General features: G+C 74.3%; 22 protein-coding genes and 1 pseudogene. 16 read left to right on the forward strand and 7 right to left on the reverse strand.

The genetic code is table 11. The annotated features are described in order from the left end of the window. Window positions 1–10: 10 nt before the first annotated feature. The 5 genes from ACFCY1_RS19105 to ACFCY1_RS19125 all read left to right on the forward strand — a co-directional run bounded on the left by ACFCY1_RS19105 (window position 11) and on the right by ACFCY1_RS19125 (window position 4,988). Window positions 11–1,471, forward strand: a complete 1,461-nt coding sequence (locus ACFCY1_RS19105) for a hypothetical protein (protein ID WP_375875310.1) — start codon at window positions 11–13, stop codon at window positions 1,469–1,471. Between the two features lie 66 nt (window positions 1,472–1,537). Further along, on the forward strand, window positions 1,538–2,341 hold the full coding sequence (locus ACFCY1_RS19110) for a methyltransferase domain-containing protein (RefSeq protein WP_049660250.1): 804 nt from the start codon (window positions 1,538–1,540) through the stop codon (window positions 2,339–2,341). Then, entirely contained in the window at window positions 2,323–3,117 is a 795-nt protein-coding gene (locus ACFCY1_RS19115; protein ID WP_375875311.1) for a maleylpyruvate isomerase family mycothiol-dependent enzyme, read from the forward strand. Before ACFCY1_RS19110 ends, ACFCY1_RS19115 begins: the two co-directional genes overlap by 19 nt. A gap of 275 nt (window positions 3,118–3,392) precedes the next feature. Next, window positions 3,393–4,031, forward strand: a complete 639-nt coding sequence (locus ACFCY1_RS19120) for an AAA family ATPase (protein WP_375875312.1) — start codon at window positions 3,393–3,395, stop codon at window positions 4,029–4,031. 87 nt (window positions 4,032–4,118) lie between these two features. After that, window positions 4,119–4,988, forward strand: coding sequence for an NAD-dependent protein deacetylase (locus ACFCY1_RS19125; protein WP_375875313.1), 870 nt, complete (start codon window positions 4,119–4,121; stop codon window positions 4,986–4,988). 51 nt (window positions 4,989–5,039) lie between these two features. Here ACFCY1_RS19125 and ACFCY1_RS19130 read toward each other — a convergent pair whose 3' ends face one another. Next, window positions 5,040–5,681, reverse strand: coding sequence for a hypothetical protein (locus tag ACFCY1_RS19130; RefSeq protein ID WP_375875314.1), 642 nt, complete (start codon window positions 5,679–5,681; stop codon window positions 5,040–5,042). Window positions 5,682–6,502: 821 nt separating this feature from the next. Between ACFCY1_RS19130 and ACFCY1_RS19135 the strand changes: the two genes are divergently transcribed. The 3 genes from ACFCY1_RS19135 (at window position 6,503) to ACFCY1_RS19145 (ending at window position 9,331) form a co-directional block, all read left to right on the forward strand. Next, window positions 6,503–7,774, forward strand: a complete 1,272-nt coding sequence (locus tag ACFCY1_RS19135; protein ID WP_375875315.1) for an MFS transporter — start codon at window positions 6,503–6,505, stop codon at window positions 7,772–7,774. A 168-nt stretch (window positions 7,775–7,942) separates the two neighbouring features. Beyond that, the gene (locus ACFCY1_RS19140) at window positions 7,943–8,389 is read left to right on the forward strand and encodes a glutaredoxin domain-containing protein (RefSeq protein WP_375875316.1); all 447 of its coding nucleotides are present in this window, start codon (window positions 7,943–7,945) and stop codon (window positions 8,387–8,389) included. Window positions 8,390–8,617: 228 nt separating this feature from the next. Further along, window positions 8,618–9,331: a hypothetical protein gene (locus tag ACFCY1_RS19145; protein WP_375875318.1), complete on the forward strand. Its 714-nt coding sequence runs from the start codon at window positions 8,618–8,620 to the stop codon at window positions 9,329–9,331. A gap of 114 nt (window positions 9,332–9,445) precedes the next feature. Here ACFCY1_RS19145 and ACFCY1_RS19150 read toward each other — a convergent pair whose 3' ends face one another. Then, entirely contained in the window at window positions 9,446–10,498 is a 1,053-nt protein-coding gene (locus ACFCY1_RS19150) for a hypothetical protein (RefSeq protein WP_375875319.1), read from the reverse strand. Beyond that, entirely contained in the window at window positions 10,488–11,009 is a 522-nt protein-coding gene (locus tag ACFCY1_RS19155; RefSeq protein WP_053112272.1) for a SigE family RNA polymerase sigma factor, read from the reverse strand. The genes ACFCY1_RS19150 and ACFCY1_RS19155 overlap by 11 nt, the downstream gene beginning before the upstream one ends. Window positions 11,010–11,358: 349 nt before the next feature. Here ACFCY1_RS19155 and ACFCY1_RS19160 point away from each other — a divergent pair, with 349 nt between their 5' ends. From ACFCY1_RS19160 to ACFCY1_RS19195, 8 genes are all read left to right on the forward strand, one after another. Beyond that, the gene (locus ACFCY1_RS19160) at window positions 11,359–12,879 is read left to right on the forward strand and encodes a sialidase family protein (RefSeq protein ID WP_375875320.1); all 1,521 of its coding nucleotides are present in this window, start codon (window positions 11,359–11,361) and stop codon (window positions 12,877–12,879) included. 341 nt (window positions 12,880–13,220) lie between these two features. Beyond that, window positions 13,221–13,349, forward strand: a complete 129-nt coding sequence (locus ACFCY1_RS19165) for a hypothetical protein (RefSeq protein ID WP_255357452.1) — start codon at window positions 13,221–13,223, stop codon at window positions 13,347–13,349. A 20-nt stretch (window positions 13,350–13,369) separates the two neighbouring features. Then, entirely contained in the window at window positions 13,370–14,311 is a 942-nt protein-coding gene (locus tag ACFCY1_RS19170; RefSeq protein WP_375875321.1) for a phosphotransferase family protein, read from the forward strand. 155 nt (window positions 14,312–14,466) lie between these two features. Then, entirely contained in the window at window positions 14,467–15,810 is a 1,344-nt protein-coding gene (locus ACFCY1_RS19175) for a GH1 family beta-glucosidase (RefSeq protein WP_375875322.1), read from the forward strand. Window positions 15,811–16,179: 369 nt separating this feature from the next. Continuing rightward, window positions 16,180–17,340: an amidohydrolase family protein gene (locus ACFCY1_RS19180; RefSeq protein ID WP_375875323.1), complete on the forward strand. Its 1,161-nt coding sequence runs from the start codon at window positions 16,180–16,182 to the stop codon at window positions 17,338–17,340. A 160-nt stretch (window positions 17,341–17,500) separates the two neighbouring features. After that, the gene (locus ACFCY1_RS19185; RefSeq protein ID WP_049656129.1) at window positions 17,501–18,133 is read left to right on the forward strand and encodes a TetR/AcrR family transcriptional regulator; all 633 of its coding nucleotides are present in this window, start codon (window positions 17,501–17,503) and stop codon (window positions 18,131–18,133) included. A 300-nt stretch (window positions 18,134–18,433) separates the two neighbouring features. Beyond that, entirely contained in the window at window positions 18,434–19,993 is a 1,560-nt protein-coding gene (locus ACFCY1_RS19190) for an MFS transporter (protein WP_375875324.1), read from the forward strand. 470 nt (window positions 19,994–20,463) lie between these two features. Next, a complete protein-coding gene (locus ACFCY1_RS19195; RefSeq protein WP_375875325.1) occupies window positions 20,464–21,183 on the forward strand; it encodes a DUF2993 domain-containing protein in 720 nt (239 codons plus the stop codon). On the opposite strand, the pseudogene ACFCY1_RS19200 reads toward ACFCY1_RS19195, so the two are convergent. The 4 genes and pseudogenes from ACFCY1_RS19200 to mhpD form a co-directional block, all read right to left on the reverse strand. After that, window positions 21,180–21,668 (reverse strand): annotated as a pseudogene (locus ACFCY1_RS19200) (hypothetical protein); the annotation flags it as partial. The gene ACFCY1_RS19195 and the pseudogene ACFCY1_RS19200 overlap by 4 nt on opposite strands. Before the next feature lie 67 nt (window positions 21,669–21,735). Beyond that, window positions 21,736–22,752, reverse strand: coding sequence for a 4-hydroxy-2-oxovalerate aldolase (gene dmpG, locus ACFCY1_RS19205; protein WP_375875326.1), 1,017 nt, complete (start codon window positions 22,750–22,752; stop codon window positions 21,736–21,738). Then, entirely contained in the window at window positions 22,749–23,696 is a 948-nt protein-coding gene (locus ACFCY1_RS19210; protein ID WP_375875327.1) for an acetaldehyde dehydrogenase (acetylating), read from the reverse strand. The genes dmpG and ACFCY1_RS19210 overlap by 4 nt, the downstream gene beginning before the upstream one ends. Further along, window positions 23,693–24,514: a 2-keto-4-pentenoate hydratase gene (mhpD, locus tag ACFCY1_RS19215; protein ID WP_375875366.1), complete on the reverse strand. Its 822-nt coding sequence runs from the start codon at window positions 24,512–24,514 to the stop codon at window positions 23,693–23,695. The genes ACFCY1_RS19210 and mhpD overlap by 4 nt, the downstream gene beginning before the upstream one ends. Window positions 24,515–24,540: the final 26 nt, after the last annotated feature.

The raw sequence follows: 24,540 nt of genomic DNA on the forward strand, positions 1-24,540 counted from the left end.
GGTGGGTGGAGTGGGCGACCAGCACGAGACGCACAACAGGATCAGCCAGAGCACCATCCACGGCAACGTGTTCATGGGCGGCGTCCTCACGCTGATGGGCGGCCGCAGACCGCGCCTGCGGCTGCTGATCGCCGTGCTGTGTGTGCTGGCCCTGCTGGGGGCCGGCACGACGTACTGGGCGCTGACCGCGACGGAGGGCGGCAAGGGGCCGGAACTCGGTGCCCACTACGACCCCGAGCACGCCGACGCCGACTCGACCACGGTCGTCCCCCGGGTCGTCAAACCGACCGACCCGCCGGCCGTCACCGGCTGCGAAGCCGCCCGGACGTGGGCGCACGCGCAGGGCGGTACGGACGTGGGCGCGTCGCCGCTGTCGGTCTCGATGGTCGGCAACGGCCACACCGTGGCGATCGAACAGGTGCGGGCGACCATCGTGGGCGAGCCCCGCGACCCGCTGCCCGGCACGGTCGTGGACTGCGCCGGACAGGGGGAGGGCAAGAAGATCGACATGGGCGTCGACCTGGACTCCCCGAACCCGGTCGCGCTGATCGGGGCCGCCGGACCGGTGTCGTTCGCCCCCTACTTCACCGACAAGTACCTCTACCTGGAGGACCGGAAGCCCGAGATCGTCAGCCTCACCGTGCTCGCGACCCGGCACAGCTACGACTACGTGCTCACGGTCGAGGGCACCGTCGACGGCAAGCGCCGCACCTGGACGCTGAAGGACGGCGACCGCCCGTTCCACGTCTCCGGGGTGCGCAGGGAGTCCGGCACCGAGCTGTCGACCCACGGCAGGGGCTGGGAGACGAGCTACGGCACCGGCTCCGGCGAGCGCATCCGGTGCAACCCCTGCTACGACCAGGACCAGCAGGAGATCCCGGGCACCACGGTCGCCGTCGCTCCGGCCGGCTACAGCTTCCCCTCCAAACCGGGATACCAGCCGGGGGATCCGATCGCCCCGCCGAAGGACCGGCCGACCGCGCAGACGCCGCCGCTGACGGTGGACGGGCACGACGCGGAGTCCGTCGCGATCGCCTGGGCCGTCACCTCGGGCACCTTCGACACCTCCCGCGGCGACACCGGGCCGGCGGCCGTCCTGAGCCGGTCGCGCCGGTACCTGACCTCCGAACTGGCCGCCGCCGGCGGCGGGTTGACCGCCTGCGAGGAGAACGGGTCGGCCTGGCCCGCCGACCTGACCGCACGCCGGGGCTGGTCGCTGGTCAGATGGGTGGTCGCGGGGCCCGCGGCGGGCCGCTTCGATCCGCGCGACCTCACCGGCGAGGTGGTCGCGCTGGAGGTCGCCGTCTACTGCACCTACGCCGCCGAGGAGGGCTGGTTCCGAACGCCCAGGCAGTCGTACACCCCGCGACTGACGCTCCGACGCGGGCCCGACGGCGGCTACCTGATCTCCGACATCGGCAAGGTGACCTACGACATCCCGGCGCTCACCGACCCGGCCCCGCAGCCCTGAACGGCCCGACCCGAGCGCCGCGCCCCGAGGGCCTGTCTTCGAACCCGCGTCTGCGAGAATCCCGGCATGGCTGAGCACGAGAGCGACCACGGCTACCTCCTGGACAACCGCCAGTCGGAGGCGGGCATCCGCTTCGGCGCCCTCGCCGAACTCTTCGACCCGGTGACCTTCCGGCACGTCGACGCCCTCGGGATCGGCCCCGGCATGCGCTGCTGGGAGGTCGGCGCGGGCGGCCCCTCGGTGCCGCTCGGGCTCGCCGAGCGGGTCGGCCCGACCGGCGCGGTGGTCGCCACCGACATCGACGTCTCCTGGACCGCCCCCGCCGCCGGCGGCGTGATCGAGGTGCTGCGCCACGACGTGGCCGCCGACCCGCCGCCGCCCGGCGGCTTCGACCTGGTGCACGCCCGGCTGGTCCTGGTGCACGTCGCCGACCGCGCCGAGGCCCTGCGCAGGATGGTGCGGGCGCTGCGCCCCGGCGGCCGGCTGCTCCTGGAGGACGCCGACCCGGCCCTGCAACCGCTGCTCTGCCCCGACGAGTCCGGCCCCGACGAGCGCCTCGCCAACCGGCTGCGGACCGGCTTCCGCACCCTGATGGCGGGCCGCGGCGCCGACCTCGCGTACGGGCGGACGCTGCCCAGGGCGCTGCGCGAGGCGGGCCTGGTCGACGTCCAGGCCGACGCGTACTTCCCGATCACCTCGCCGGCCTGCGCGGTCCTGGAGGACGCGACCGTCCGGCAGATCCGCGGACTGCTGGTACGGGAAGGCCTCGCGACGGACGAGGAGATCGACCGCCACCTGGCCAACGTCGCGACCGGCCGGCTCGACCTGGCCACCGCCCCGATGATCTCGGCGTGGGCGCGCCGCCCGTGACGTCTCCCGGGCCGCCGCCGCCCGCAGGCCTGGACGGGGCCGGGGTCGGCGTGCTGCTCGCCGAGGTGCGGGCCTCCGCCGGGCGGGTGCTCGCCACCGTCGGCACGCTGACCGACCGGCAGGCCCGCGAGCCCTCGACGCTGCCCGGCTGGAGCCGCGCCCACGTCCTCACCCACCTCGCCCGCAGCGCCGACGCGTACCGGTGGCTGCTGACCGTGGCCCGCACCGGCACCGAGCCGGGTCCGCGCGCCGGGGCCGCCGCGTCGGACCACGCCCCGCGCGAGGGCGCCGGGCGCGGTGCGGCGGAGCCGGCCGCCGACCTGCGGAACAGCCTGGACGGGATGTTCGCGGCGGCCGACGCGATGCCCGCCGAACGGTGGTCCACGCCGGTCACCGCCCTCGCCGGCTGGCGGCACCCGGCGTGGTTCACCCTGCACCGGGCGTGGCGGGAGCTCGAAACCCACCACGTCGACCTGGACCTCGGCCGCTCGACCGCCGACTGGCCCACCGGGTACGTCGCCTGGGCGCTCGACGGGACGGCGGCCGCCCTGGCCGCGCGCGGATTCCCCGTCGCCCGGCTGACGGCCACCGACCTCGGCCGCGACTGGGCCCTGGCCCCGTCCGGCCCCACCGTCAGCGGCCCCGGCCACGCCCTGCTCGCCTGGCTGTCGGGGCGCGGGTCGGTGGAGCGCCTGCGGGCGGAGGGCCTGCGGGCGGACGGGCCGCTGCCCGGGCCGCCGGGGTGGCCGTTGCCGCCGGTGCCCGGCTGGGGCTGAGGCGGCGGGTCCGGCGTCCGGTCGCCGGAATGCGGCAACATCTGCTCCTGTAGCGGCGGTTCGGCCTCGTTCACCTCCGCGTCGGCGGGGTTTCCCGAGGGGCGGGTCCACTGGAACGGCGGCTCCGGCGGGTTCCGGCGGCGCTATGCCGCCGTCCGCCGTCCGCCACCCGCAGGGGAGGTGGCGGGCGGCGGCCGCCCGGCGCAGACTCGGCAGGCATGACGCCCTCCCTCCCGACCACGGACCGAACCCCGACCACGGACCGAACCCCGACCATGGACCGACGCCCGCACCTGCTCGTCGTGAGCGGCCCGCCCGGAGCGGGCAAGACCACGCTGGCGCACGCCCTGGCCGACGCGCTCGGCCGCCCGGCGGTCTGCCGGGACGAGATCAAGGAGCGGATGGCCGCCGCCCGGCAGGCCCCGGCCGAGGACCTGGACCTGGACCTGGACGTGGACCAGGACCTGGACCAGGACCTGAACCAGCGGACGCTGACCGAGTTCTTCCGCACCGTCGACGGACTCCTGCGCGCGGGAACGGACCTGGTGGCGGAAGCGGCCTTCCAGGACCGGCTGTGGCGGCCCGGTCTGCTGCCGCTCGTCGGCCGCGCCGAGCTGCGCATCGTACGCTGCACCGTCGACCCCGGGACCGCCCGCGAGCGCATCGCCCGCAGGGCCGCCGAGGAACCCGGTCGCGCCGTCCACGCGGACGGTGAGCTGCTGCGCCGCATCGCGCGCGGCGAGCGGCCGATCGAGTCCTGGGTGCCGATCGCGCTCGACGCCCCCTGCCTGGCCGTGGACACCACCCGGGGCTGGAACCCGCCGCTGGAGCGGATCACGGCCTTCGCCGCCGGTGCCGCCGAGGAGCCGCCCGGGCGGGCGGGGAACCACGTGCCGCGGGGCCGGAAGAGCTGACAGGACCGCGCGGTGCCGCGATCGCATCCCGAGCGTCCGGGACCTGTGCCGGCCCCTCCTGCGGCGCCACGCCCTAACCTCGACGGTATGGACGCGTTCGAACACCCGGGCGGGCAGGCCGCCGTTCCCCCGGGGGAGGAGCTGGAAGGCCTGGTACGGCTGCTGGACCGGCGCGGCGCGGTGGTGCTCAGCGGGGCCGGCCTGTCCACCGAGTCCGGTATCCCCGACTACCGCGGCGCCACCGGCCGCCGCCGCAGCGGCACCCCGATGACGTACCAGGAGTTCACCGGCAGTGCGGAGGCCCGGCGCCGCTACTGGGCCCGCAGCCACACCGGCTGGCCCGCGATCGCCGGGGCCCGGCCCAACGCCGGGCACCACGCGGTGGAACGGCTGCGCCGGGCCGGGCACGTCGCGGCGGTCATCACCCAGAACGTCGATGGCCTCCACCACGCGGCCGGCACCCGGGAGGCCGTCGAGCTGCACGGCGGACTCCGCCGGGTGGTCTGCCTCGACTGCCTCCGCACCAGCACCCGGGCCGAGCTGGACCGGCGGCTGGAGGAGCTCAACCCGGGCTTCCGGTCGACCCGGGCGGAGCTGCGGCCCGACGGCGACGCGCGGCTGCCGCAGTCCGCGGTGGACGGCTTCCGGGTCGCCGCCTGCACGGCGTGCGGCGGCGTGCTCAAGCCCGACGTGGTCTTCTTCGGTGAGAACGTCCCACCGCCCCGGGTCGAGCACTGCTACGAACTGGTCGACGCGGCAGGCTCGTTGGTGGTCCTCGGATCCTCCCTGGCGGTCCTGTCCGGGCTGCGCTTCGTCCGCCGCGCCGCCCGGGCCCGGCTGCCGGTCGCGATCGTCAACCAGGGGCCGACACGCGGGGACGAACTCGCCGGGCTCCGCCTCGACCTGCCACTGGGGGCGGCCATGACGGAGGTCGCCCGGCTGCTCGCCGCCGCCTGACCGGGCCGGCCGGCGTTCCGGCCGGCCCGGTCGGTGCCCCGATCGGCCCGGTCAGCCGGCGGGCAGGGCCGGTCGGCCCGGTACCCACAGCGGCACCCGGCCGGCGCGCGGCATGGAACGTGCCGCGTCCTGCTCCAGCCGGCCGGCCACCCGCTCCGGATCGCCCTCGCACAGCTCCACCAGCGCGGCCGCGGCGATCCGGGTGCAGCACAGCACCAGCGCCAGGGTGTCCTGGCGGCAGTGCCGCTCCCGCACGTACGCCTCGGCGCGCTCCTCGATCCGGCGGGCGTGATCCGGCCCGTCCTCGGCGGTCAGCGCCTGGACCCCGTGCCACACCAGGGTCAGCGCACAGGGCTCGGCCGGGTGCGAGGCGTCCTCCCGATGCGCCTGCTCCCGGGCCTCCGCCGAGCGCTGCCCGAGCCACTCCAGCGCCGCCGGACCGTCCTCCCGGCAGGAGCGCAGCACCAGCTCCGCGGCCCGGGCGACCACGGCCCGCAGCACCTCCGGCGCGGGCGCCCGCAACCCGGACGCGGGTCCGTCCCCGAACGCCAGCCAGGCATCGGCGAACGAGGCCGCCCGCAACCCGCCCACCCAGGCCGGCGCCCCGCCCTCCGTACTCAGCCAGTCCTGCGCCCCCAGCCGCACCAGCCCCACGGCCGCCAGGCGCACCGCGTCCCCGTCCAGCTCCCGCAACCATCCATTCCGCACCAGCACACACCCCCGTCAGCGGTTCATCCCCGTGAGGCTCATCCCACCACACCGGGACGGGAACGAACTAGACAGGGGCACGTCACAATCCGGAAGCGGGCCTTCCGGGTGGTTCTCCCGCGGGGACGGCCGCGCCGCGGGGGCGGGTGGCGGGATCGTCCGGTCGCGCTGCGGTCGGATCGGCGGCGCGGCGCGGCGGGTGCGGCGGCCGCGTGAGAGTGACCGGCGGGAGCGCGCGGCCGCGGCCCCGGCGGCGGCGGGATCCGGCCAGGGTTCGGCCGGGTGTGCGGGCCACCGCATGGGGTGGCCGGGTTTCGGTGTGACGGCCGTGGCGTGTTCGGTCGTTCGGGGTGTGGGCGTCGGGTGAGTTGGGCAGGGACGCGTCAGGACCCGGGCGGCTGTGCGGACGCCCGGTGCGTCAGGGCTGGGCCGGTCACGGCCCGCCGTCAGTGTGCCGTGAGCCCGTCGACCGGGGCGCGGGCGCCCTTCACCGATCCCGCCGGGTCGATCACCGGTAGCGGACCCCACGGATGGTGCGGGTGGCGTCCGGCGCGAGGGTGATCCGTTCGGGCCGGTCGACGCCCGCGGCCCGGACGGTGGGCGGGTGCGGCGCGGCGTGCTCGGCGAACGCGACCGGCTGGTCCGTGACTTGGGCGCCGGTGCGGCGGCCCGGGGCCTCGCGGGTGGTGCGTGCGGCCGTGCGGTCTCGATGGGCGCCGGGCTCCAGCGTGCGGCCGGGAGCGCCGGCGCCGGGGAAGCGGGGGAGCGATGGGTGGGCCGGTTGCGACGGAAGGGACGGACCGAAGATGGATGTGACGACGCGGACGGCGGTCGCGGCGGACCGCGCAGCGGAGGGGGAGGCGCGACACCGGACCTCGGCGGGGGTGTTCTGGCGCTACTGGACCGGATCGCTGGTCAGCCGGCTCGGGAACCAGGTGTCCGTCGTGGCCCTGCCGCTGATCGCCGTGCTCACCCTGCACGCGACGGCCTGGCAGGTCGGCCTGGTCACCGGCGCCGGGTACCTGGCCTGGCTGCTGGTCGGACTGCCGGCCGGGGTCCTGGTCCACCGGCTCCCGCTGCGCGGCACCCAGGTGGCGATGGACCTCGTGCGCGGGGCGGCGGTGGCCTCGGTGCCGGTGGCGGCGGCCCTGGGCGTACTGGGCCTGCCGCAGCTGGTGGTGGTCGCGCTGCTGGTCGGGCTGGCGGGTGTGGTCTTCGACGTCGGCAACTCCACCTTCCTGCCCTCGATCGTCGCCAAGGAGGAGCTGACCGTCCGCAACAGCCTGCTCTCCGGCAGCAGCGCCGCGACCGAGCTGGCCGGCCCCTCGCTGGGCGGGGTGCTGGTCCAACTCGTCGGCGGTGCGGCCGCGATGGTGCTGGACGCGGTCAGCTACCTGGTCTCGGCGGCGCTGCTGCGCAGTCTGCCGCGCGCGGAGCGGCCCGCCCCGCGGCCGGGCGGTGCGGGGATGTGGAGGCAGATCCGCGAGGGCTGGCACTTCGTCACCCGGCATCCGGTGATCGGGCCGTGTGCCGCCTACGCCACCGCGGTCAACTTCGTCTCCGGTGGGCTGATGACGCTCACTCCGGTGTTCCTGGTGGACGCCCTCGACGCCCCGGCCGCGGCCGTCGGCGCGCTGATGGCCACCGGCGGCCTGGGCAGCCTGGTCGGCGCCGTCCTGACGCCCCGGGTGGTCTCCCGGATCGGCAGCGGCGGGGCCCTGCGGTGGTCGGCACGGATCGCCGCGCTCGTCACCTTCCTGCTCCCGGCGGCCGGTTCGGGGTGGGCGGTGCTGCTCTTCGCCCTCGGCAACGCGGGCTTCGCGGCGGGCGTCGTGGTCACCACCATCGTCGCCCGCACCTACCGGCAGACCCACACTCCGCCGGAGCTGCTCCCGAGGGTGATGGCCACCGTCCGGTTCGTCTCCTGGGGCTCCATCCCGGTCGGCGCGCTGCTGGCCGGTGCCGCCTCCACGGCCTGGGGGCCGCGTACGGCGCTGCTCCTGCTGGCGGTGTGCAGCCTGGCCGGCCCGGTGATCCTGACGGCCGGTTCGCTCCGCCGTCGGCGCGACCTCGCCTGACCTCGGCCCTCGGGCTTCCCGGCGGTCCGCCGAGCCATCGCGAGATGTCCTGACGCAGCGTCACCACCCGGTTTTTGCAAGGGTGTTGATTCGAGTGTCGAAGGCCCTCGCGCGGCACAGCCGGGGGAGTGGAGCGGCGGGGGCCGTGTACGGATAGCCTGGGCCGCCATGATGCGTGTGTGGATGCTGCCGTTGTTGTTGGTGCTCTGCGGTGCGGCCGTCGCGGGCGGACTCGTGTTGAGCGGGAGCCGCGGAGCGGCCGTCGTGTACCTGCTGGGGTTCGCGGGGCTCGCGGCCGTGAGCTCGACCCTGGTCTTCCCGAAGTCGCTCGGCGCGGCGGAGGCGCAGCGCCGCAGCGCGGCCGACGGCCGGCCGGTGGTGTACTGGCGGCCGGGCTGCAGGTACTGCCTGCGGCTGCGGATCCGGCTGGGCCGGGCGGCCCGGCGGGTGCACTGGGTGAACATCTGGAGCGACCCGGAGGCGGCCGCGGTGGTGCGCGCGGCCAACGACGGCAACGAGACCGTGCCGACCGTCGTCGTGACCGGCCGGCCGCACACCAACCCCGACCCCGCATGGGTACGCGGACAGCTGTCCGCCGCCACGGCGAAGCGCTGACCGGCCGTCGGCGCGGCCGTACCGACGGCGGTGGCAGGGGATTTGAGTACGGCTCGGCGCCGGCGTGACCGGAGCCGTGCGGCCAGGGGCGTTGCAGTTCGGTGACACGGAAGGCTCCATTCCGTCGACTGTTCGCACTACCTTCGAACTGCACGCGAAGCCGCCCTCCGGTCCCCGCAGGAGAGGGCGCCGCGCGCTCCTCACCCGCACTTCGCTCAGGAGAACCGCATGCCCTTCTCGACGATCCGCCGCGCGACCACTGCCCGTACGCTGGCCGGAACCGTCCTGACCGCGGCCCTGCTGGTGCCCGCCGCGACGGCCTGCTCCTCCACGTCGGGCGCGACCGGCGCGGCCGCGCCGACCACCGCGTCGGCCGCCGCCACCGCGCCGCCCGCCGCGCCCGCCACCGAGCCTCCGGCCACGGCCTCCGCCGCGCCCACTCCGACCGGCACGCGCGGCGCCACCCCTCCGGCCGCCGCGCCCAGCGGGCACGCCGCGACCACGCCGGCCACCCCGCCCAAGGGGGGCCAGGGGGTCCGTACCGAGACCCTGGTGGACGGCAGCAAGGCCGAGATCCACGACCTCGGCAACCAGCACTACACCGCCAAGATCGTCAACGCCGGTCAGGTCCTCGCCACCATGGAGACGAAGGAGCACGACGACGGGCTCGACGCCAACGGCATGTTCGTCATGCTCTCGCTGGACGGCCGGATCCGCTCCTGGATGGGCGGCAGCCACCAGGGGCCGGGCACCTTCAAGCTGGCGGGCGGCTGGACGGCCAAGGTCACGAAGGTCGGCGAACTCCGGTACCGCGCGGAGATCCTCGGCAACGAGAACGCGGTGTACGGCACGCTGGAGGCGAACCAGCACGATGTCGGGGTCGACGCCAACGGCGTCTCCATCGTGCTCAGCGCCGGCGGCGAGATCAGCGCCCACGAGTGAGCGCGCCGGAACCCGGACACGCCGGACGGCGGAGCCACCGACCCGGTCGGTGACACCGCCCTCCGGACCTGGTCCAAGTCCCTTGGTGGCCAATGGCGTTGAAAAGCAGGGTCGCTAGCGGACCTCGGCCACCAGGGCCCCGTACTTCGCCTTGATGTCCGCCTCGGCGGACTGCCACTGCGGGGTGTCGACCACGACGCCGGTGCCGTCGATGGCGAGCGTCAGCCCGTCGATCACCACGCCCCTGACCCGCCACTCCTCGGTGTCCGCGCGGATCCGGTTCAGGAGGGTCATGAGCTGCTCGCGGGAGCCCGCGGCGTCGGCGAACCGCACCTTCACCGTGGGCCAGTCGGCCGCCCTGGCGGTCACGGCGGCGTCCAGGCCGCTGCCGGGGACCCGCATCACGTAGAGCGTGTCCGTGTTCCTGTCGCGGCACGTGCCGAAGTAGTGGTCCGGGTAGTCGGTCATCGCCAGCGTCTCGATGGACTCACCCGCCCGGGTCACGCGGGCCTCCGCCGGGTCTTCCGACGACAGCGACGACGGCGAGCCCGAGCCCGAGCCCGAGCCCGAGCCCGAGCCCGAGCCCGAGGCCGAGCCCGAGGCCGAGTCCGTGGGCAGGGACGACGGCGAGCCGGACGACGACGGGAGGCCGGAGAACGGCGTGCCTGTCGACGGGACGTCCGAGGACGAGTAGCCCGGCGGAAGGGTGGCAGGCGACAACAGGCCCAACCAAGGGGAGCCCGGCGGCGGCGTCCACGACGACGAGTAGCCCGACGAGGTGATCGCCGACGGCGTCTCCCAGGGCTGCTGGCTGGAGTGCTGGTGCCAGCCCGGTGTCCGCATCGACGTGGGCCCGTTCACACAGTTCAGCATCACGGCGGTGCGCCCCGGCGCCGTCGCCCCCGCCGTCGGAGTCAGCACGCTGAGGCCCGTCCCGGCCGCCCCCGTACGGTCGCTCCCGGGGCCGCCGCCACCGAGCTGCGTCAGCGCTCCCGCTCCGAGGACCAGCACCGCGGCCGCCGTCACCCCCCGTACGGCGGCCTGCCGCCGGGCGCGCCGACGCCCGGCCCGGTGCAGTTCGGCCAGCGGCGGGGTGCCGGCGATCCCTGCCGCGTGTGTTCGGAGCCGGGTGACCAGCTCCTCCTCGAACCTGTCCTCAGCGCTCACGGCCTACCAGCTCCCTCACGTTTTCCATGTCCTGTCGAAGCGCCTTGATCCCGCGCGCCAGGTGCGTCTTCGCCGTGGGCACCGAGCACCCCAGCTCCTCCGCCACCTGAGCGACCGGCAGGTCCAGGTAGTAGCGCAGCACCACGGCGGCCCGCTGCCGCTTGGGCAGTCCGGCCAGTGCCGCCGCCAGCTGGTCGTCCCGTTCGCCCTCCGGGGCCGCCGGTCCGTCCGGCAGTGCGGAGGTGAGCACTTCGCGTCTGGTCCGCCGCCAGCGCGAGACGTGGGTGCGGACCATCGTCCTGCGGACGTACCCCTCGGTCGCGGCCGTGTCCCGGATCGTCGAACGCTTCGGGTACACCTGCGCGAGGGCGTCGTGCAGCAGGTCCCGGGCGTCGTGGACGTCACCCGTGATCAGGTACGCCCCCCGCAGCAGGGCCTGGTACCGGGCTACGACGAACTCGTCGAACGGGTCGGATCCGGAGCCCCCCGGGAGGATCGATTCGCGCTTCATGCCTTCAGGACGCCCCAGCCACGGAAAACGGATGACAACCAGCCAGTATTCACGTCCGCGGGGGCGCCGCCCCGCGCCGGGGGAGGGGCGCCGGACCCGACGGTCCGCGAGGCGCCGTTCCGTTTTGGTCGCACATCTTGTGCGATGTCATGATCCGGCTCACACTTCCGATTTGCGAACACGTGTGCACTTCTGCGCGCGGCACGCGATCGGGCGGCGTCGCCCCCACGAGCCTCGACGGCGCCGGACTCCTCCGATCCGCACGCGCCAACCGGGGCGGGTCGCCGCGCCCTCGGACCGCGGCCCGCCCCTCGTCGTCCGTACCTTCCCCCACGCGAAGGAGCTTCGGATGAAGCACCCGCGCACCCCTGCCCGCTGGCGGCGGCCGTTCGCCGTCGCCGCCGCGGCCGCCCTCGTCCTGACCGGCGCGGCCTGGAACGCCGCCCCGGCCGCCGGCGCCGCCCCGTACGCCCTGACCGTCGACGGCGGCGGGCCGCGCCTGCTGCAGGTGAGCGCCGACCCGTTCACCGACACCGGGACCGGAAGCCAGCACGCCACCGAGGTGGAGCCCGACACCTTCGCCTACGGCGGCACGATCGTCTCCTCGTCCCAGGTCGGGCGGTTCCCCGCCGGCGGTTCGGCCGCCCTCAGCTGGAACACCTCGCGGGACGGCGGCGCCACCTGGCGGCACGGCATCCTGCCCGGCATCACCACCCACCAGGGCGGCGGCAACTGGGCCCGGGCCTCCGACCCCTCGATCGCCTACGACGCCAGGCACGGCACCTGGATGATCGCCGGCCTGGTCATCGACGCGGCGATCAACCCCGTCGGGGTGACCGTCAGCCGCTCGGCCGACGGCCTGCGCTGGCAGGACCCGGTGCGGGCGGTCGGCTTCGACGGCCAGGGCTACGACAAGGAGTGGATCGTCTGCGACAACACCCCGTCCAGCCCGTACTTCGGCACCTGCTACATCGAGGTCGACATCCCCTCCTCCGACAACCTGGTGGTGATGTCCGCCTCCCGGGACGGCGGCGCCACCTGGTCCGCCCCGTCGGGCCCGTCCGGCGTCAACCTGGGCCTCGGCGGCCAGCCGCTGGTGCAGCCCGACGGCCGGGTCGTGGTCCCCTTCTCGACCGACACCACCTCGATCCGCTCCTTCAACTCGACCGACGGGGGCCGGTCCTGGGGCTCCACCGTCCTGGTCGCCGACGTCGTGGCGCACGGCGTCGCGGGCGGCCTGCGCGACGGCGAGGGCCTGCCCTCGGCCGAGATCGACGGCGCCGGCCGGGTCTACGTCGCCTGGCAGGACTGCCGGTTCCGGGCCGGCTGCCCGGGCAACGACATCGTCTACGCGACCTCGGCCGACGGGACCACCTGGTCCGCCGTGACCCGGGTGCCGATCGACGCCACCACCAGCGGCGCCGACCACTTCCTCCCCGGCCTCGGCGTCGACCGCGCCACCTCCGGGCACAGCGCCAAGCTCGGGCTGTACTACTACTTCTACCCGAACGCCGACTGCACCGACGCCACCTGCGAGTTGGAGGTCGGCTTCATCTCCTCCGCCAACGGCGGCGCCACCTGGAGCGCGCCGCGGACCGTCGCCGGCCCGATGCCGCTGTCCCGGATCGCCGCCACCGGAGGCGGCGCCATGGTCGGCGACTACCTCTCCACCTCCGTCCTCGACGGCAAGGCGGTGGCGATCTTCGCGGTCGGCAGGGCCCCGGCCGACGGCCAGGCCTACGACGAGGCCATGTACGCCGTCGAGGGCGGCCTGCCCGTCCGCGGCGGCAGCACCCCCTCCAGCACCGGTCCGGTCGCCTTCACCGCGCCCGCCCGGGAGCGGCAGCTGCCGCCGCCGGTCCGTCACTGACCCGCCACTGACCCACCGCTGACCCACCCGGGCCCGTCCTCCCGCCCCACCGGGAGGGCGGGCCCGGCCGCGTCCCGAACCGGGTCGGCGCGGCAGTACGGCAGTACGGCGACACGGCAGCGCGGCGGAATCGACGGAATCCGGTGCGCCGCTCCAGGAGAGCACCAACCAGCTCGCCACGGGCGACTTCCCGGCCGTCATCGGCGACTGCCACGCCGTCCGCGACCTCCAGACCCACACGAGCATCGCCCCGCTGCCGGCCGAGGGAGTTCCCGCAACTGCCGGAGCTGGTCGCCCGGCACTACGCCGGCATCGTCGTAGAGGACGGCCTCCTCCTCGACGTGGGCTGCTCGACCGGTACCCTGATCCGCACCCTGGCGGAGCGTCGCCAGGGCAGCAGGGCCGGGTCCGGCCAGGCCATGACGGCCCAGAAGTACACCTGCTTCGAGGGCTTCCTGGCCGTCAAATGACAAACAGAGGAAGGTTTCTGGTGAGGCTTCCCGCCACTGGACAACTGATCGACCAGGACGTCACGGACGGGCTCGCCGAACTCGCGGGCTCGCTCGGCTACACCCCGCCCGTGGTGCTCAGCAGCGGCGTGGAGTTCCTCGTCTACCGGGCGAGCCCGCTGAGCGGCGCGGCGCACGAGGACGTGGTGCTGCGCGTGCCGCGCGCCCGTACGTTCCACACCGCGAACAACGTCGGCGTCGGCGCGGACGGCCTGCTGGAGCAGGAACTCCGGATCACCCAGTGGCTGGCCCCGGACGGCTTCCCGGTCGCCCGCGCCCTGGGCATCGAGTACACCCGGACGGGCACGCCGGTGCTGCTCTCGGCCTTCGTGGACTCCGACGCCCAGGCACCGGACTGGTCCGAGGTCGGGGCGCTGTTCGCGGCGCTGCGCGCCAAGCCGGCCCCGGACCTCGCGCCCGTCGTCCAGTACGGCCGGCCCGTCCCCGACCTGCTGGCGCAGCGGCTGCCCGACCGGTTCGGCAGGCTGCTGGACCTCCGCCCGGGCCTGGGCGAGCTGCCCGAGCGCGCGGCGATCGCGGCGCGGCTCGCCGAGACGTCGGCCGAGCCGGCGCTGCTCCACCTGGACCTGCGCCGGCAGAACCTGCTGTGCAGCCAGGGGCGGGTGGCCGCGCTGATCGACTGGTCCAACGTGCTGATCGGCGACCCCGCGATGGAACTGGCGCGGATGTCCGAGTACGCGCTCATCCCGGAGAACGGCCTGGACGAGCGGGCGATCCGCCAGGGCTACGAGGCCGCGGGCGGGAAGTCCTCCGTCACCCCCGCGGCCGACCTCCTCTACCGGCTGGACGCGGCGGTGATGCTGGCCCTGGTCTTCACCTCGGTGGCGCCGGACCCGCGGCTCGGGCCGGTGCAGACGGCACGGGTGGTCGAACTGCTGCGGGAGCTCGCCGACGTGTGGTGACGGGTCCTGGGTGAGTCCCTCACCCCCTGGCCACCGGACGACGGAAGGGACCGAGGCCCTCTGCGGGGCTCCGGTCCCTTCCGTCGTTCCACTCTGGTGTTTCGGCGCCGCGCCGGTAACATGACTTCCCCTCATGTTTCCGTCAGGAGGCTGTCATGCCGGACCGCTTCGACCTGCCGGCGGGGTTCCGCTGGGGTGCCGCCACCGCCGCCTACCAGATCGAGGGGGCGGTGAACGAGGACGGCCGCGGGCCCTCCGTCTGGGACACCTTCGCCGCCCGCCCCGGCGCCGTCCGCGACGGCCACACCGGCGCGGTGGCCTGCGACCACTACCACCGGTACCCCGAGGACATCGCCCTGATGAAGGGCCTCGGACTGGACGGCTACCGCTTCTCCGTCGCCTGGTCCCGCGTCCAGCCCACCGGCGCGGGCGCCGTGAACGCCGCCGGCCTCGCCTTCTACGACCGCCTCGTCGACGCCCTCCTCGAAGCCGGCATCACCCCGCTGCCCACCCTCTTCCACTGGGACCTCCCGCAGGGCCTCGAAGACCACGGCGGCTGGCTGAACCGCGACACCGCGTACCGCTTCGCCGAGTACGCGGGGATCGTCGCCGACCGCCTCGGCGACCGCGTCCCCGCCTGGATCACCCTCAACGAGCCCTTCGTCCACACCGTCTTCGGCTACGCCCTGGGCACCCACGCCCCCGGCCGCACCCTGATGTTCGAGGCCCTCCCCGCCGCCCACCACCAGCTCCTCGCCCACGGCCTGGCCGCCACCGTCCTCCACGACCGCGGCCTGGAGGCGATGCTCTCCAACAACCTCACCCCCGTCGAGCCGGCCACCCCCTCACCCGCCGACCTCGCCGCCGCCGAGGCCTACGACGCCCTCCACAACCGCCTGTTCACCGACCCCGTCCTCCTCGGCCGCTACCCCGACCTCACCGCCCTCGGTGTCCCCGACGACATCTTCGGCGCCGTCCACCCCGGCGACCTCGACCTCATCCACACCCCCGGCCTCGACGGCCTCGGCCTCAACTTCTACAACCCCACCCGCGTCGCCGCCCCCACCGAACCCGGCCTCCCCTTCGACCTCGTCGACATCCCCGACGTCCCCCACACCGCCTTCGGCTGGCCCGTCGTCCCCGAAGCCCTCCGCCAACTCCTCCTCAACCTCCGCGAGTCGTACGGCAAGGCCCTCCCACCCCTCACCATCACCGAGAACGGCTGCTCCGTCGAGGAGTCCACCACCCCCGACCAGCCCCGCATCGACTTCATGTCCGCCCACCTCGACGCCCTCGCCCAAGCCACCGCCGAAGGCATCGACATCCGCGGCTACTACACCTGGTCCCTCCTCGACAACTTCGAATGGGCCGAGGGCTACCACCAGCGCTTCGGCCTCGTCCACGTCGACTTCGCCACCCAGCAGCGCACCCCGAAGGCCTCCTACGCCTGGTACCGCGACCTGATCGCCGCCCACCGGGCGAAGTCGGCGGATCGGTAGCAGCGGCCGCGCCTGGTGGGCTCTACGTACCTGGGCGCTCGTGTCGCAGTGGCAGGTCGTCGAAGACCTGTCGGCTGAAGTGAGCTGCCCGCAGGGCGGTGTGGCGGCCCGCACCGGGATCCGGAGAGAGCGGCGGTGGGCGGTGCGCCCTGCATGGTCCCCTGGACCGGATCTCGCCGCGCCCTGCCCATTGACTCCGACCTTCGCCCCTCTTACCGTAGCGGTCACTACATGAGTCTGTAGTGACCGCTACATGAACGGGTGCGTCCGTGGCGACGCAGACCCGCCGGTCCGGCATGCCTGCTTGGTGCCGATGACGACCCGCCAACGGTTCATGCTGCGTCCCGTTGCCCACAGGAGGTGCGCGTAATGACCGACACCGAAACCGAGAATGCCCCAAGTCCGGGGCGCCGAAGGCTCCTCAAGGCCGCCCTGCCGCTCGCCGTCGCCACCGCGGCGCTCGATCCGACGCCGGCCCGCGCGGCATCGCCCGACCCGGCGCCGCGGTCGCCCGTGACGCGCGGCCGGGGCCGCATCGACGTGCACTGCCACCTGCTCCCGGACTTCTACCGGCAGTCCCTCGCCGCGCACGGCATCGTCGAGATCGGCGGAGTGCCGGTCCCGGTGTGGAGCCCGGCCCTCGCGGTCGACTTCATGAACCGCTACGGCATCGAGGCGCAGGTGGTCTCCGTCTCCGAGCCGGGGGTCACCTATCTGGATGCCGCCGCCGACCGGTTGGCCATGGCGCGGCGCCTGAACACCTACATGAGCCGTGAGCTCGTCTGCGGATCCACCTACCGCCAGGGGCGCTTCGGCGGCTTCGCGGTCCTGCCGTTGGGCCGCAGGGTGACCGCGATGGACGTGGGCGACGCGGTGGTGGAAGCCCGGAGGGCGGTGCGTGAACTCGGGTTGGACGGCGTGGGCCTGTTCAGCAGTTACGGCGGGACCTACCTGGGCGATCCCGTCTTCGAGCCGTTGCTGCGCGAACTCGACGACCTGCGGGCCATGGTGTTCGTCCACCCGGTGACCCCCTCGGCCTATCCCGACCTGGGGCTGCCGCCCTTCCTCTACGAGTTCACGTTCGACACCACGCGAGCGCTGGTCAACATGCTCTACAAGGGGGTGTACGAGCGGCACGCGCGCATCCGCTGGCTGGCCGCCCACGCCGGCGGCACGCTGCCCTACATCTCCTACCGTGCGAGCCTGTTGACGCTGACCCCCGAGCTCGCCCAGCGGTTCGGCGCCTCCGGGTCGGCGGACAGCAGTGCGCAGTTCCGCGGCCTCTTCTACGACACGGCCCTCTCGCCGGCGCCCCAGGCGATGAAGTCGGTGCGGGAGCTGGCCGGCGCCGAGCACATCCTGTTCGCCACCGACTGGCCGTTCAGCAGTCCCTTGTTCCTGGGGGCCGGAGATCCCGCGCCCCAACTGGACGAGACGTTCGGTCCCGACGAGCGCCTGGCTGTCGAGCGGGGCAATGCGCTGGCCCAGTTCCCGGCGCTGGCCGCCCGGCTCGGGGCCCGTACGGGCTGAGCCCCGAGCCGGACGCGCTCGGCCGATCCGGCAGGCGGAGCGCGCCGGCGAGCGCACTGTGGCACACTTGCTGTAGTGATCGCTCCAATTGGAGTGAACGCTGCAGTAGGATCGCCGTCGACGACAGTCGAACGCACCCGAACACGAGGAGGCACCCGCCATGGCCGGGCCGCAGACGACCCGCAAGAAGCGCGCGAACGGGGTGGAGTCGCGCCAGCGCATCCTGGACGCCGCCGTGGAGATCGCGGGCGAGCGCGGCTACGAGGGCACCTCGATCGCGGCCGTCAGCACCAAGTGCGGGCTGCCCGCCAGCTCGATCTACTGGCACTTCAAGGACAAGGACGACCTGATCGCCGCGGTGATCGAACGCAGCTTCGCGACCTGGCTGGCTGCCGTCGAGCTGCCGGGCGAGGAAGCGGGCACTCCGTTGGAGCGGGTCACGGCCATGGCGGTGAGCGTGGCGAAGTCGCTGATCGACGCTCCCGACTTCCTCCGGTTCGGGCTGATGCTCGCGCTGGAGCGGCGCCCCACGGAGCCCCGGGGCCGGACGGTGTTCCTCCAGGTCCGTGAGATCGCGGGTGCGAAGATCGCCGAGATGGCCCGGGAGCTCGTCCCGGACCTCGACGAGGACTCTGTCCGCCTGCTCACGACCTATGCCGTCGCCGGTGCCGACGGACTGTTCGTCCAGCGCGAGATCAACGGGGACGGCGTCGACCTGGTCGCGATGTTCGAACTGCACGCCCGGCTCGTCTACGAGGCGGCTACACGCATGGCGGCGGAGAAGGAGGAGTGAGCCCGGCCGGTCGCGCGACTCCGCGGCCGGCTCCCCGTGCCGCCCGGCCGCCGACCCGGCCGGAACCGGGCAGGGCCGTGCCGCCGGCCCGGACCCGCCCGGTGCCACCCCGTACGCGTCCGGGGCCGTCGGCCGCTCCGACACCGAAGCGCGCGTCCCCGCCCGAGCGTCGCCTCCCGACCCTGCCGCTGTGAGGCGCCCGCCCGATCGCGGTGCGTCCGTTCCGTGCGGCCCGGTGCACCCGCGGCGCGTCCGCCCCTCGGGCCCTCTCAACACAGCATCGACCGAGACAGGTTCCCCATGTCCACCATCCCTCAACACCAGACCGACGACCGGGCGGGGGAGAGCCTCGGCGCCGTCGCGGCCGGCCGGGCCGGACACAACGGCGTACTCGCCGCCATGTGCCTGGCCCTGGTCCTCGTCGTGGCCTCCGTCTCCGCCCTCAACCTCGCACTGCCGGACCTGGCGCTCGACCTGTCGGCCACCAACAGTTCGCTGACCTGGATCGCCGACGCCTACACCGTCGCCCTGGCCGCGCTCGTGCTGCCCCTCGGCGCGATCGGCGACCGGCTCGGGCGCCGCAACGTCCTCGTCGCGGGCACCGTGGTCTTCGGTGCCGCCTCCCTGGCCGCTTCCTTCGCCGACTCCACCACCACGCTCATTGTCTGGCGGGTCGTCATGGGGATCGGTGCCGCGATGATCATGCCGGGCACGCTGTCCACCATCACGGCCGCCTTCCCGCCCGAGCAGCGGGCCAAGGGCGTGGCTACCTGGTCGGGATTCGCCGCGGCCGGCGCCATCCTCGGCATGCTCGCCGCGGGGACGCTGCTGGAGTGGTACTCCTGGCGGTCGATCTTCGTCACCGGCGCCGCGGTCGCCCTGGTCGCCGCGCTGGCGGGGATCCTCCTGGCGCCCGACACCAAGGACCCGCACCCCGAGCCGCCCGACGTGCCCGGGGCCGTCTGCACCGCGCTCGGGATCGGCACCCTGGTCTTCGCCATCATCGAGGGCAACGAGCAGGGCTGGACGCAGCCCCCGGCCGTCGCCGCACTCGTCGTCACGGTTCTGGCCTTCACCGCGTACGCCTGGCTCGGCCTGCGCAACGAGCACCCGCTCCTCGACCCCGCCCTGTTCGGCATCCGCGGCTTCCGGGCCGGCGCGATCACCGTCCTCGTACAGTTCATGGCCGTCTTCGGGTTCTTCTTCGTCGGCCTGCAATACCTGCAGCTCATCCTCGGCTACAGCCCGCTCAAGGCCGCCGTCGCCCTCGTCCCCGTCGCCGTGGTCGTCCTGCCCACTTCGCAGCTCACCCCCCGCCTGGTGCGACGGGTGGGGATGAAGGTCACCATGGCCGCCGGCCTGGCCCTGCTGAGCGCCGGCCTGTTCGTCATCTCCCGGATCGACGTCGACTCCGGCTACCTGCCCTTCCTCGGCGGGCTCGTCCTGGCGGGCTTCGGCATCGGCCTGTCCGGGGCCGTGGGCACCTCCGCCATCACCGGCTCGCTCGGCCGCGGCCGGCAGGGCGTCGCCTCCGCGATGAACGACACCACCCGCGAGGTCGGCTCGGCCGTCGGCATCGCCCTCATGGGCTCGATCTACGGCAGCCACTACCGATCCAGCCTCCCCGCTTCCCTCGACCAGCTGCCCGCCGAGGCGGCCTCGGCCGCGCGCGACTCCGCCGCCGCGGGCCTGCACGTCGCCGATCGGCTCGGCGTCGGGGGAGCGGCCCTGGCGGACGGCGTCAAGGCCGCCTTCATGGACGGACTGTCGGCCTCGCTCGTCGCGGTCGGTGCCATCGTCCTGGCCGCAGCCGTCGGCTGCCTGTTCCGCGCGCCGAGAACACCGCCGACGTCGGACTGAACCCGCCCCTCCCACCCCGTCGGTGACGGTCCGTCGAAAGATGTGGCCGTCCGTTCGGCAGCCGGGCCGGTCATCAGTAGGACCGCAGACGCCGCCATGCCGTACATCCCCTACGACGAATGGGCCGGCCTGACCGGCGGCGGGTACGCGTTGCGCGAGGTGATCGGCCGCGGCGGCGCGGGCGAGGTCCGGTCGGCCGACGACCTGCTCCCGCACCGTACGGTCGCCGTGAAGCCGATGCACCCGCGGCTCGCCCTCGACGACGCCGCCCGGAGCCGCTTCCAGCGCGAGGTCCGCGCCGCCCTTCCCCACGCACCCCGACGGGCAGCGGACCCAGCCCCTCGGCACCGCGCACGAGCACCGGTCCCGGCCCGGTGCTCCCCCCGTCGCCGGTCCGTCACTGACGAACCAACACCGCCGCTGTCCGACACCGCGGTCGGACCAGGCCATTACCGCAGAGGAGAGAGAACATGCACGAACCGGTCAACGGCCGGGCGCCGCGCCTCAAGCGCCGCCGCAACGGGTGGATCGCGGTGGCCCTGACGCTGCTCGCCGCCGCCGGCGGCGGCGAGGTACTGGCCACGCAGTACACCCAGGAGCGCATCGCCGACTCGGCTCGTCGGAACCTCGGCCTCGCAGCCGCTCCCGAGGTGCGCGTACACGGTTTCCCCGTGTCTCTGCAGTTGGCCCGGGGAGTGGTCACCGAGGCGGACATCGACGCCGCACGCGTGCCGGCCGACCTGGACGGCCGCGTCCTGACCGTCGAGGACGTTGCCGTCCACCTGCGAGGAGTGCACCGGGAACGGGACGGCGGGGAGCGGGCCGACGAGGCGGAGGTCACGGCGACCGTCGCGTACGACGAGCTCTCGGCCTTCTACGGGGTCGCCATCGGCCGGGGCGAGGGTGACGACCGGGTGGCAGCGACCGCCCGGTTGCCGCTGTTCGGGCAGGTCACCGCCTCCGCCCATGTCGGCGTCGCCGCTCCGGACGCCGTCGGACTCGACGACGTCCGGCTCCCCGAGAACGTTTCCCCGGCCGCACGAACCCTGCTGGCGAGGGCCTTGGAGCGCCGGACCCCGCTCGACGACCTGCCCGAGGGGCTCGCGCTCCGGTCCGTGGCCGTCACCGACCACGGCATCGTCGCCCGCATGTCCGGGCACGGTGTCGAGCTGCGGTCCCGCACCGCCTAGGACCCGGACCCGACGGCCACGACCCGGTCGGCCGGCGGTTCGGCCGCGCCCGTCAGCGGACCCCGCCGCTCCGGGGCCAGGGGTGGCAGGGACGGCTGGCCACCTCGTGGGCGTCCTCGTCCGACAGACCCGGCGTGAGCACCGGCAGCTCGGACATCCGCGGTCCCGTCGCCGTCGTCGAGCCGCTTCACCATGGGCAACCGCGACCGCAACCGCAACCGCAACCGCGACCGCAACTGCAACCGCAACCGCGACCGCAACAGGCCGAGGACGGCCCCTCCGATCGCGCCGAGGGGCACCACGGGGGCCTCGGTCCGGAGCCGGCCCGCTGCGCGCCAGGGTTCGAGATCGCGCAGGGGCAGGGGCAGGGGCCCGAGCCCGTCGGCCGTGCGGATGTGCTGCATGCCGCGCAGCCTCAGGGCACCGGTGACCTCGGGGAGGGAGGCCGCCGGCACCAGGGTCGGCCGGATGCCGGCGGCGAAGCGTTCCGCCGGGTCCTCGACGTCCCGCGTCGCGGCGTCCGTCGGCCCGGGGCGTGCGAGGGCTGTTCGGTCAGTCGGCGGAGCGGGCCGTCGCGAGGTCGAGGGCGATGTCCGTGATCATGTCTTCCTGGCCGCCCACCATCTTGCGCCGCCCGACCTCGACCAGGATCGCGCGGGTGTCCAGGCCGTAGCGGCGGGCGGCGGTCTCGGCATGGCGCAGGAAGCTGGAGTACACGCCCGCGTAGCCGAGGGTGAGGGTCTCGCGGTCGACGCGGACCTCGCGGTCCTGCAGCGGGCGGACCACGTCGTCGGCGGCGTCCATCAGCGGGAACAGGTCGCAGCCGTGCTCCCAGCCCATCAGGTCGGCGACCGCCACGAACGCCTCCAGAGGGCAGTTGCCGGCGCCCGCTCCCTGGCCGGCGAGGGAGGCGTCGACGCGGGTGACGCCGTTCTCCACGGCCACGACGGAGTTGGCGACGCCCAGGCCCAGGTTGTGGTGGGCGTGGATGCCGAGTTCGGTGTCGGGGGACAGGACGTCGCGGTAGGCGCGCAGGCGGTCGCGCACGCCGTCCATGGTGAGGCGTCCGCCGGAGTCGGTGACGTAGACGCACTGGGCGCCGTAGGACTCCATCAGCCTGGCCTGCCGGGCGAGTTCGGCGGGCTCTGCCAGGTGGGACATCATCAGGAAGCCGGCCACGTCCATGCCCAGGCCGCGGGCGGCGTCGATGTGCTGGGCGGAGATGTCGGCCTCGGTGCAGTGGGTGGCGACGCGCACCGAGCGGATGCCGAGGGCTTGCGCCTGCCGCAGGTCGTGCAGGGTGCCGATGCCGGGCAGCAGCAGGGTGGTGGGCACCGCGTGGTGGACGCTGTCGCAGACGGCGGCGATCCACTCCCAGTCGGTGTGGGCGCCGACGCCGTAGGTGATGCTGGAGCCGGACAGGCCGTCGCCGTGGGCGATCTCGATCGCGGCCACGCCGGCCGCGTCGAGGGCGCCAGCGATGGTGCGGGCCTGGTCGACGGTGTAGCGGTGGCGCACGGCGTGCATGCCGTCCCGCAGGGTCACGTCCTGGATGTACAGGGAAGTCATCGCGTCGCCACCTCCGGGGCGCGGTGGGCGGCCATGCGTTCGGCGGTGCGCAGGGCGGCCGAGGTCATGATGTCGAGGTTGCCGGCGTAGGCGGGCAGGTAGTGGGCGGCCCCCTCGACCTCCAGGAACACCGACACCTTCGCGGCACCGCCGGTGCGGGAGGGCGCGGGCAGCAGGGAGCGGAGCGGGTCGTCGGCAGCGACGCGGTCGAACTGCACCTTCTGCTTGAGGCGGTAGCCGGGGACGTACGCCTGGACCCGGGCGACCATCCGCTCGACCGATTCGGTCACCGCGGCGTCGTCGCAGTCGCCGACCAGGCAGTACACGGTGTCGCGCATGATCAGCGGCGGCTCGGCCGGGTTCAGGACGATGATCGCCTTGCCGCGGGAGGCGCCGCCCACCTTCTCGATGGCCGAGGAGGTGGTCTCGGTGAACTCGTCGATGTTGGCCCGGGTGCCGGGGCCCGCGGAGCGCGAGGAGATCGAGGCGACGATCTCGCCGTAGTGGACGGGGGTCACGGCCGAGACCGCGGCCACGACCGGGATGGTGGCCTGGCCGCCGCAGGTGACCATGTTGACGTTGGGGGCGTCGAGGTGGGCGTCGCCGTTGACCGGCGGGACGACGTACGGGCCGAGCGCCGCGGGCGTCAGGTCGACGACGGTGCGCCCCAGCGAGCGCAGCACCTCGTCGTGGCGGCGGTGGGCGCCGGCGGAGGTGGCGTCGAAGACGATCTGCACGTCCGCGAACTCGTCCAGTCCCACCAGACCGTCCACGCCCTCGTGGGTGGTGGCGACCTTCAGGCGGCGGGCGCGGGCCAGGCCGTCGGAGTCGGGGTCGATCCCGGCCATCGCGGCGATCTCCAAGGTTTCGGAGAGCCGCAGGATCTTGATCATCAGGTCGGTGCCGATGTTGCCGGACCCGATGACGGCGACCTTCGTGGTCATGCGAGGGCTCCTTCCTCGGTGGCGGGTGCGAACGCGGTCGTGACCGTGCCCAGCCCTTCGATGACGGCGGTGAACTCGTCGCCCGCGGCGGCGGCGGCCATCGGGCCCAGTGCGCCGGTCAGGACGAGGTCGCCGGCCCGCAGCGGGTCGCCGAGCCCGGCGAGGGTGGAGGCGAGCCAGAGGGCGGCGGTGAGCGGGCTGCCCAGGCAGTCGGCCCCGGTACCCCGGGAGACCTGTTCGCCGTTCCTGGTCAGCGTCATGGTCACGGCCCGCAGGTCGACCCGGTCCAGCGGCACCGGGGTGCCGCCGAGGACGTACAGCCCGCAGGAGGCGTTGTCGGCGACGGTGTCGACGATGGTGATGTCCCAGTCGGCGATGCGGCTGTCGACGATCTCCAGCGCGGGCAGTGCGAACGCCGTGGCGCGCAGCAGGTCGGCGACGGTCGGGTCGCGGTGGGGCAGGTCGGAGCCGAGGACCAGGGCGACCTCGGCCTCGACCTTCGGCTGGAGCAGTCGGCCGGGGGCGACGGGCTGTCCCTCGGGTACCGCCATGTCGGCGAACAGGGCGCCGAAGTCAGGCCGGTCGACGCCGAGTTGGCGCTGTACGGCGGGCGAGGTGAGGCCGATCTTGCGGCCTACGAGTCGTCGCCCGGCGCTGACGGCGAGGTCGACGTGGAGCTGCTGTACGGCGTAGGCGGCCTCGATGTCGGACTCCGGGAGCAGCGTGCGTACCGGGGCGCACGGGATGCCGGTGCGGGCGGCCTCCTCCAGGAGGGCGGCCGCCTCGGCGACGCGGGCGGGCCGGGTCGGAACCGGCAGGGATCGGTGGGGTGGTGCGGAGCCGA

Source organism: Kitasatospora sp. NPDC056273, assembly GCF_042268845.1.
Taxonomy (GTDB): domain Bacteria; phylum Actinomycetota; class Actinomycetes; order Streptomycetales; family Streptomycetaceae; genus Kitasatospora.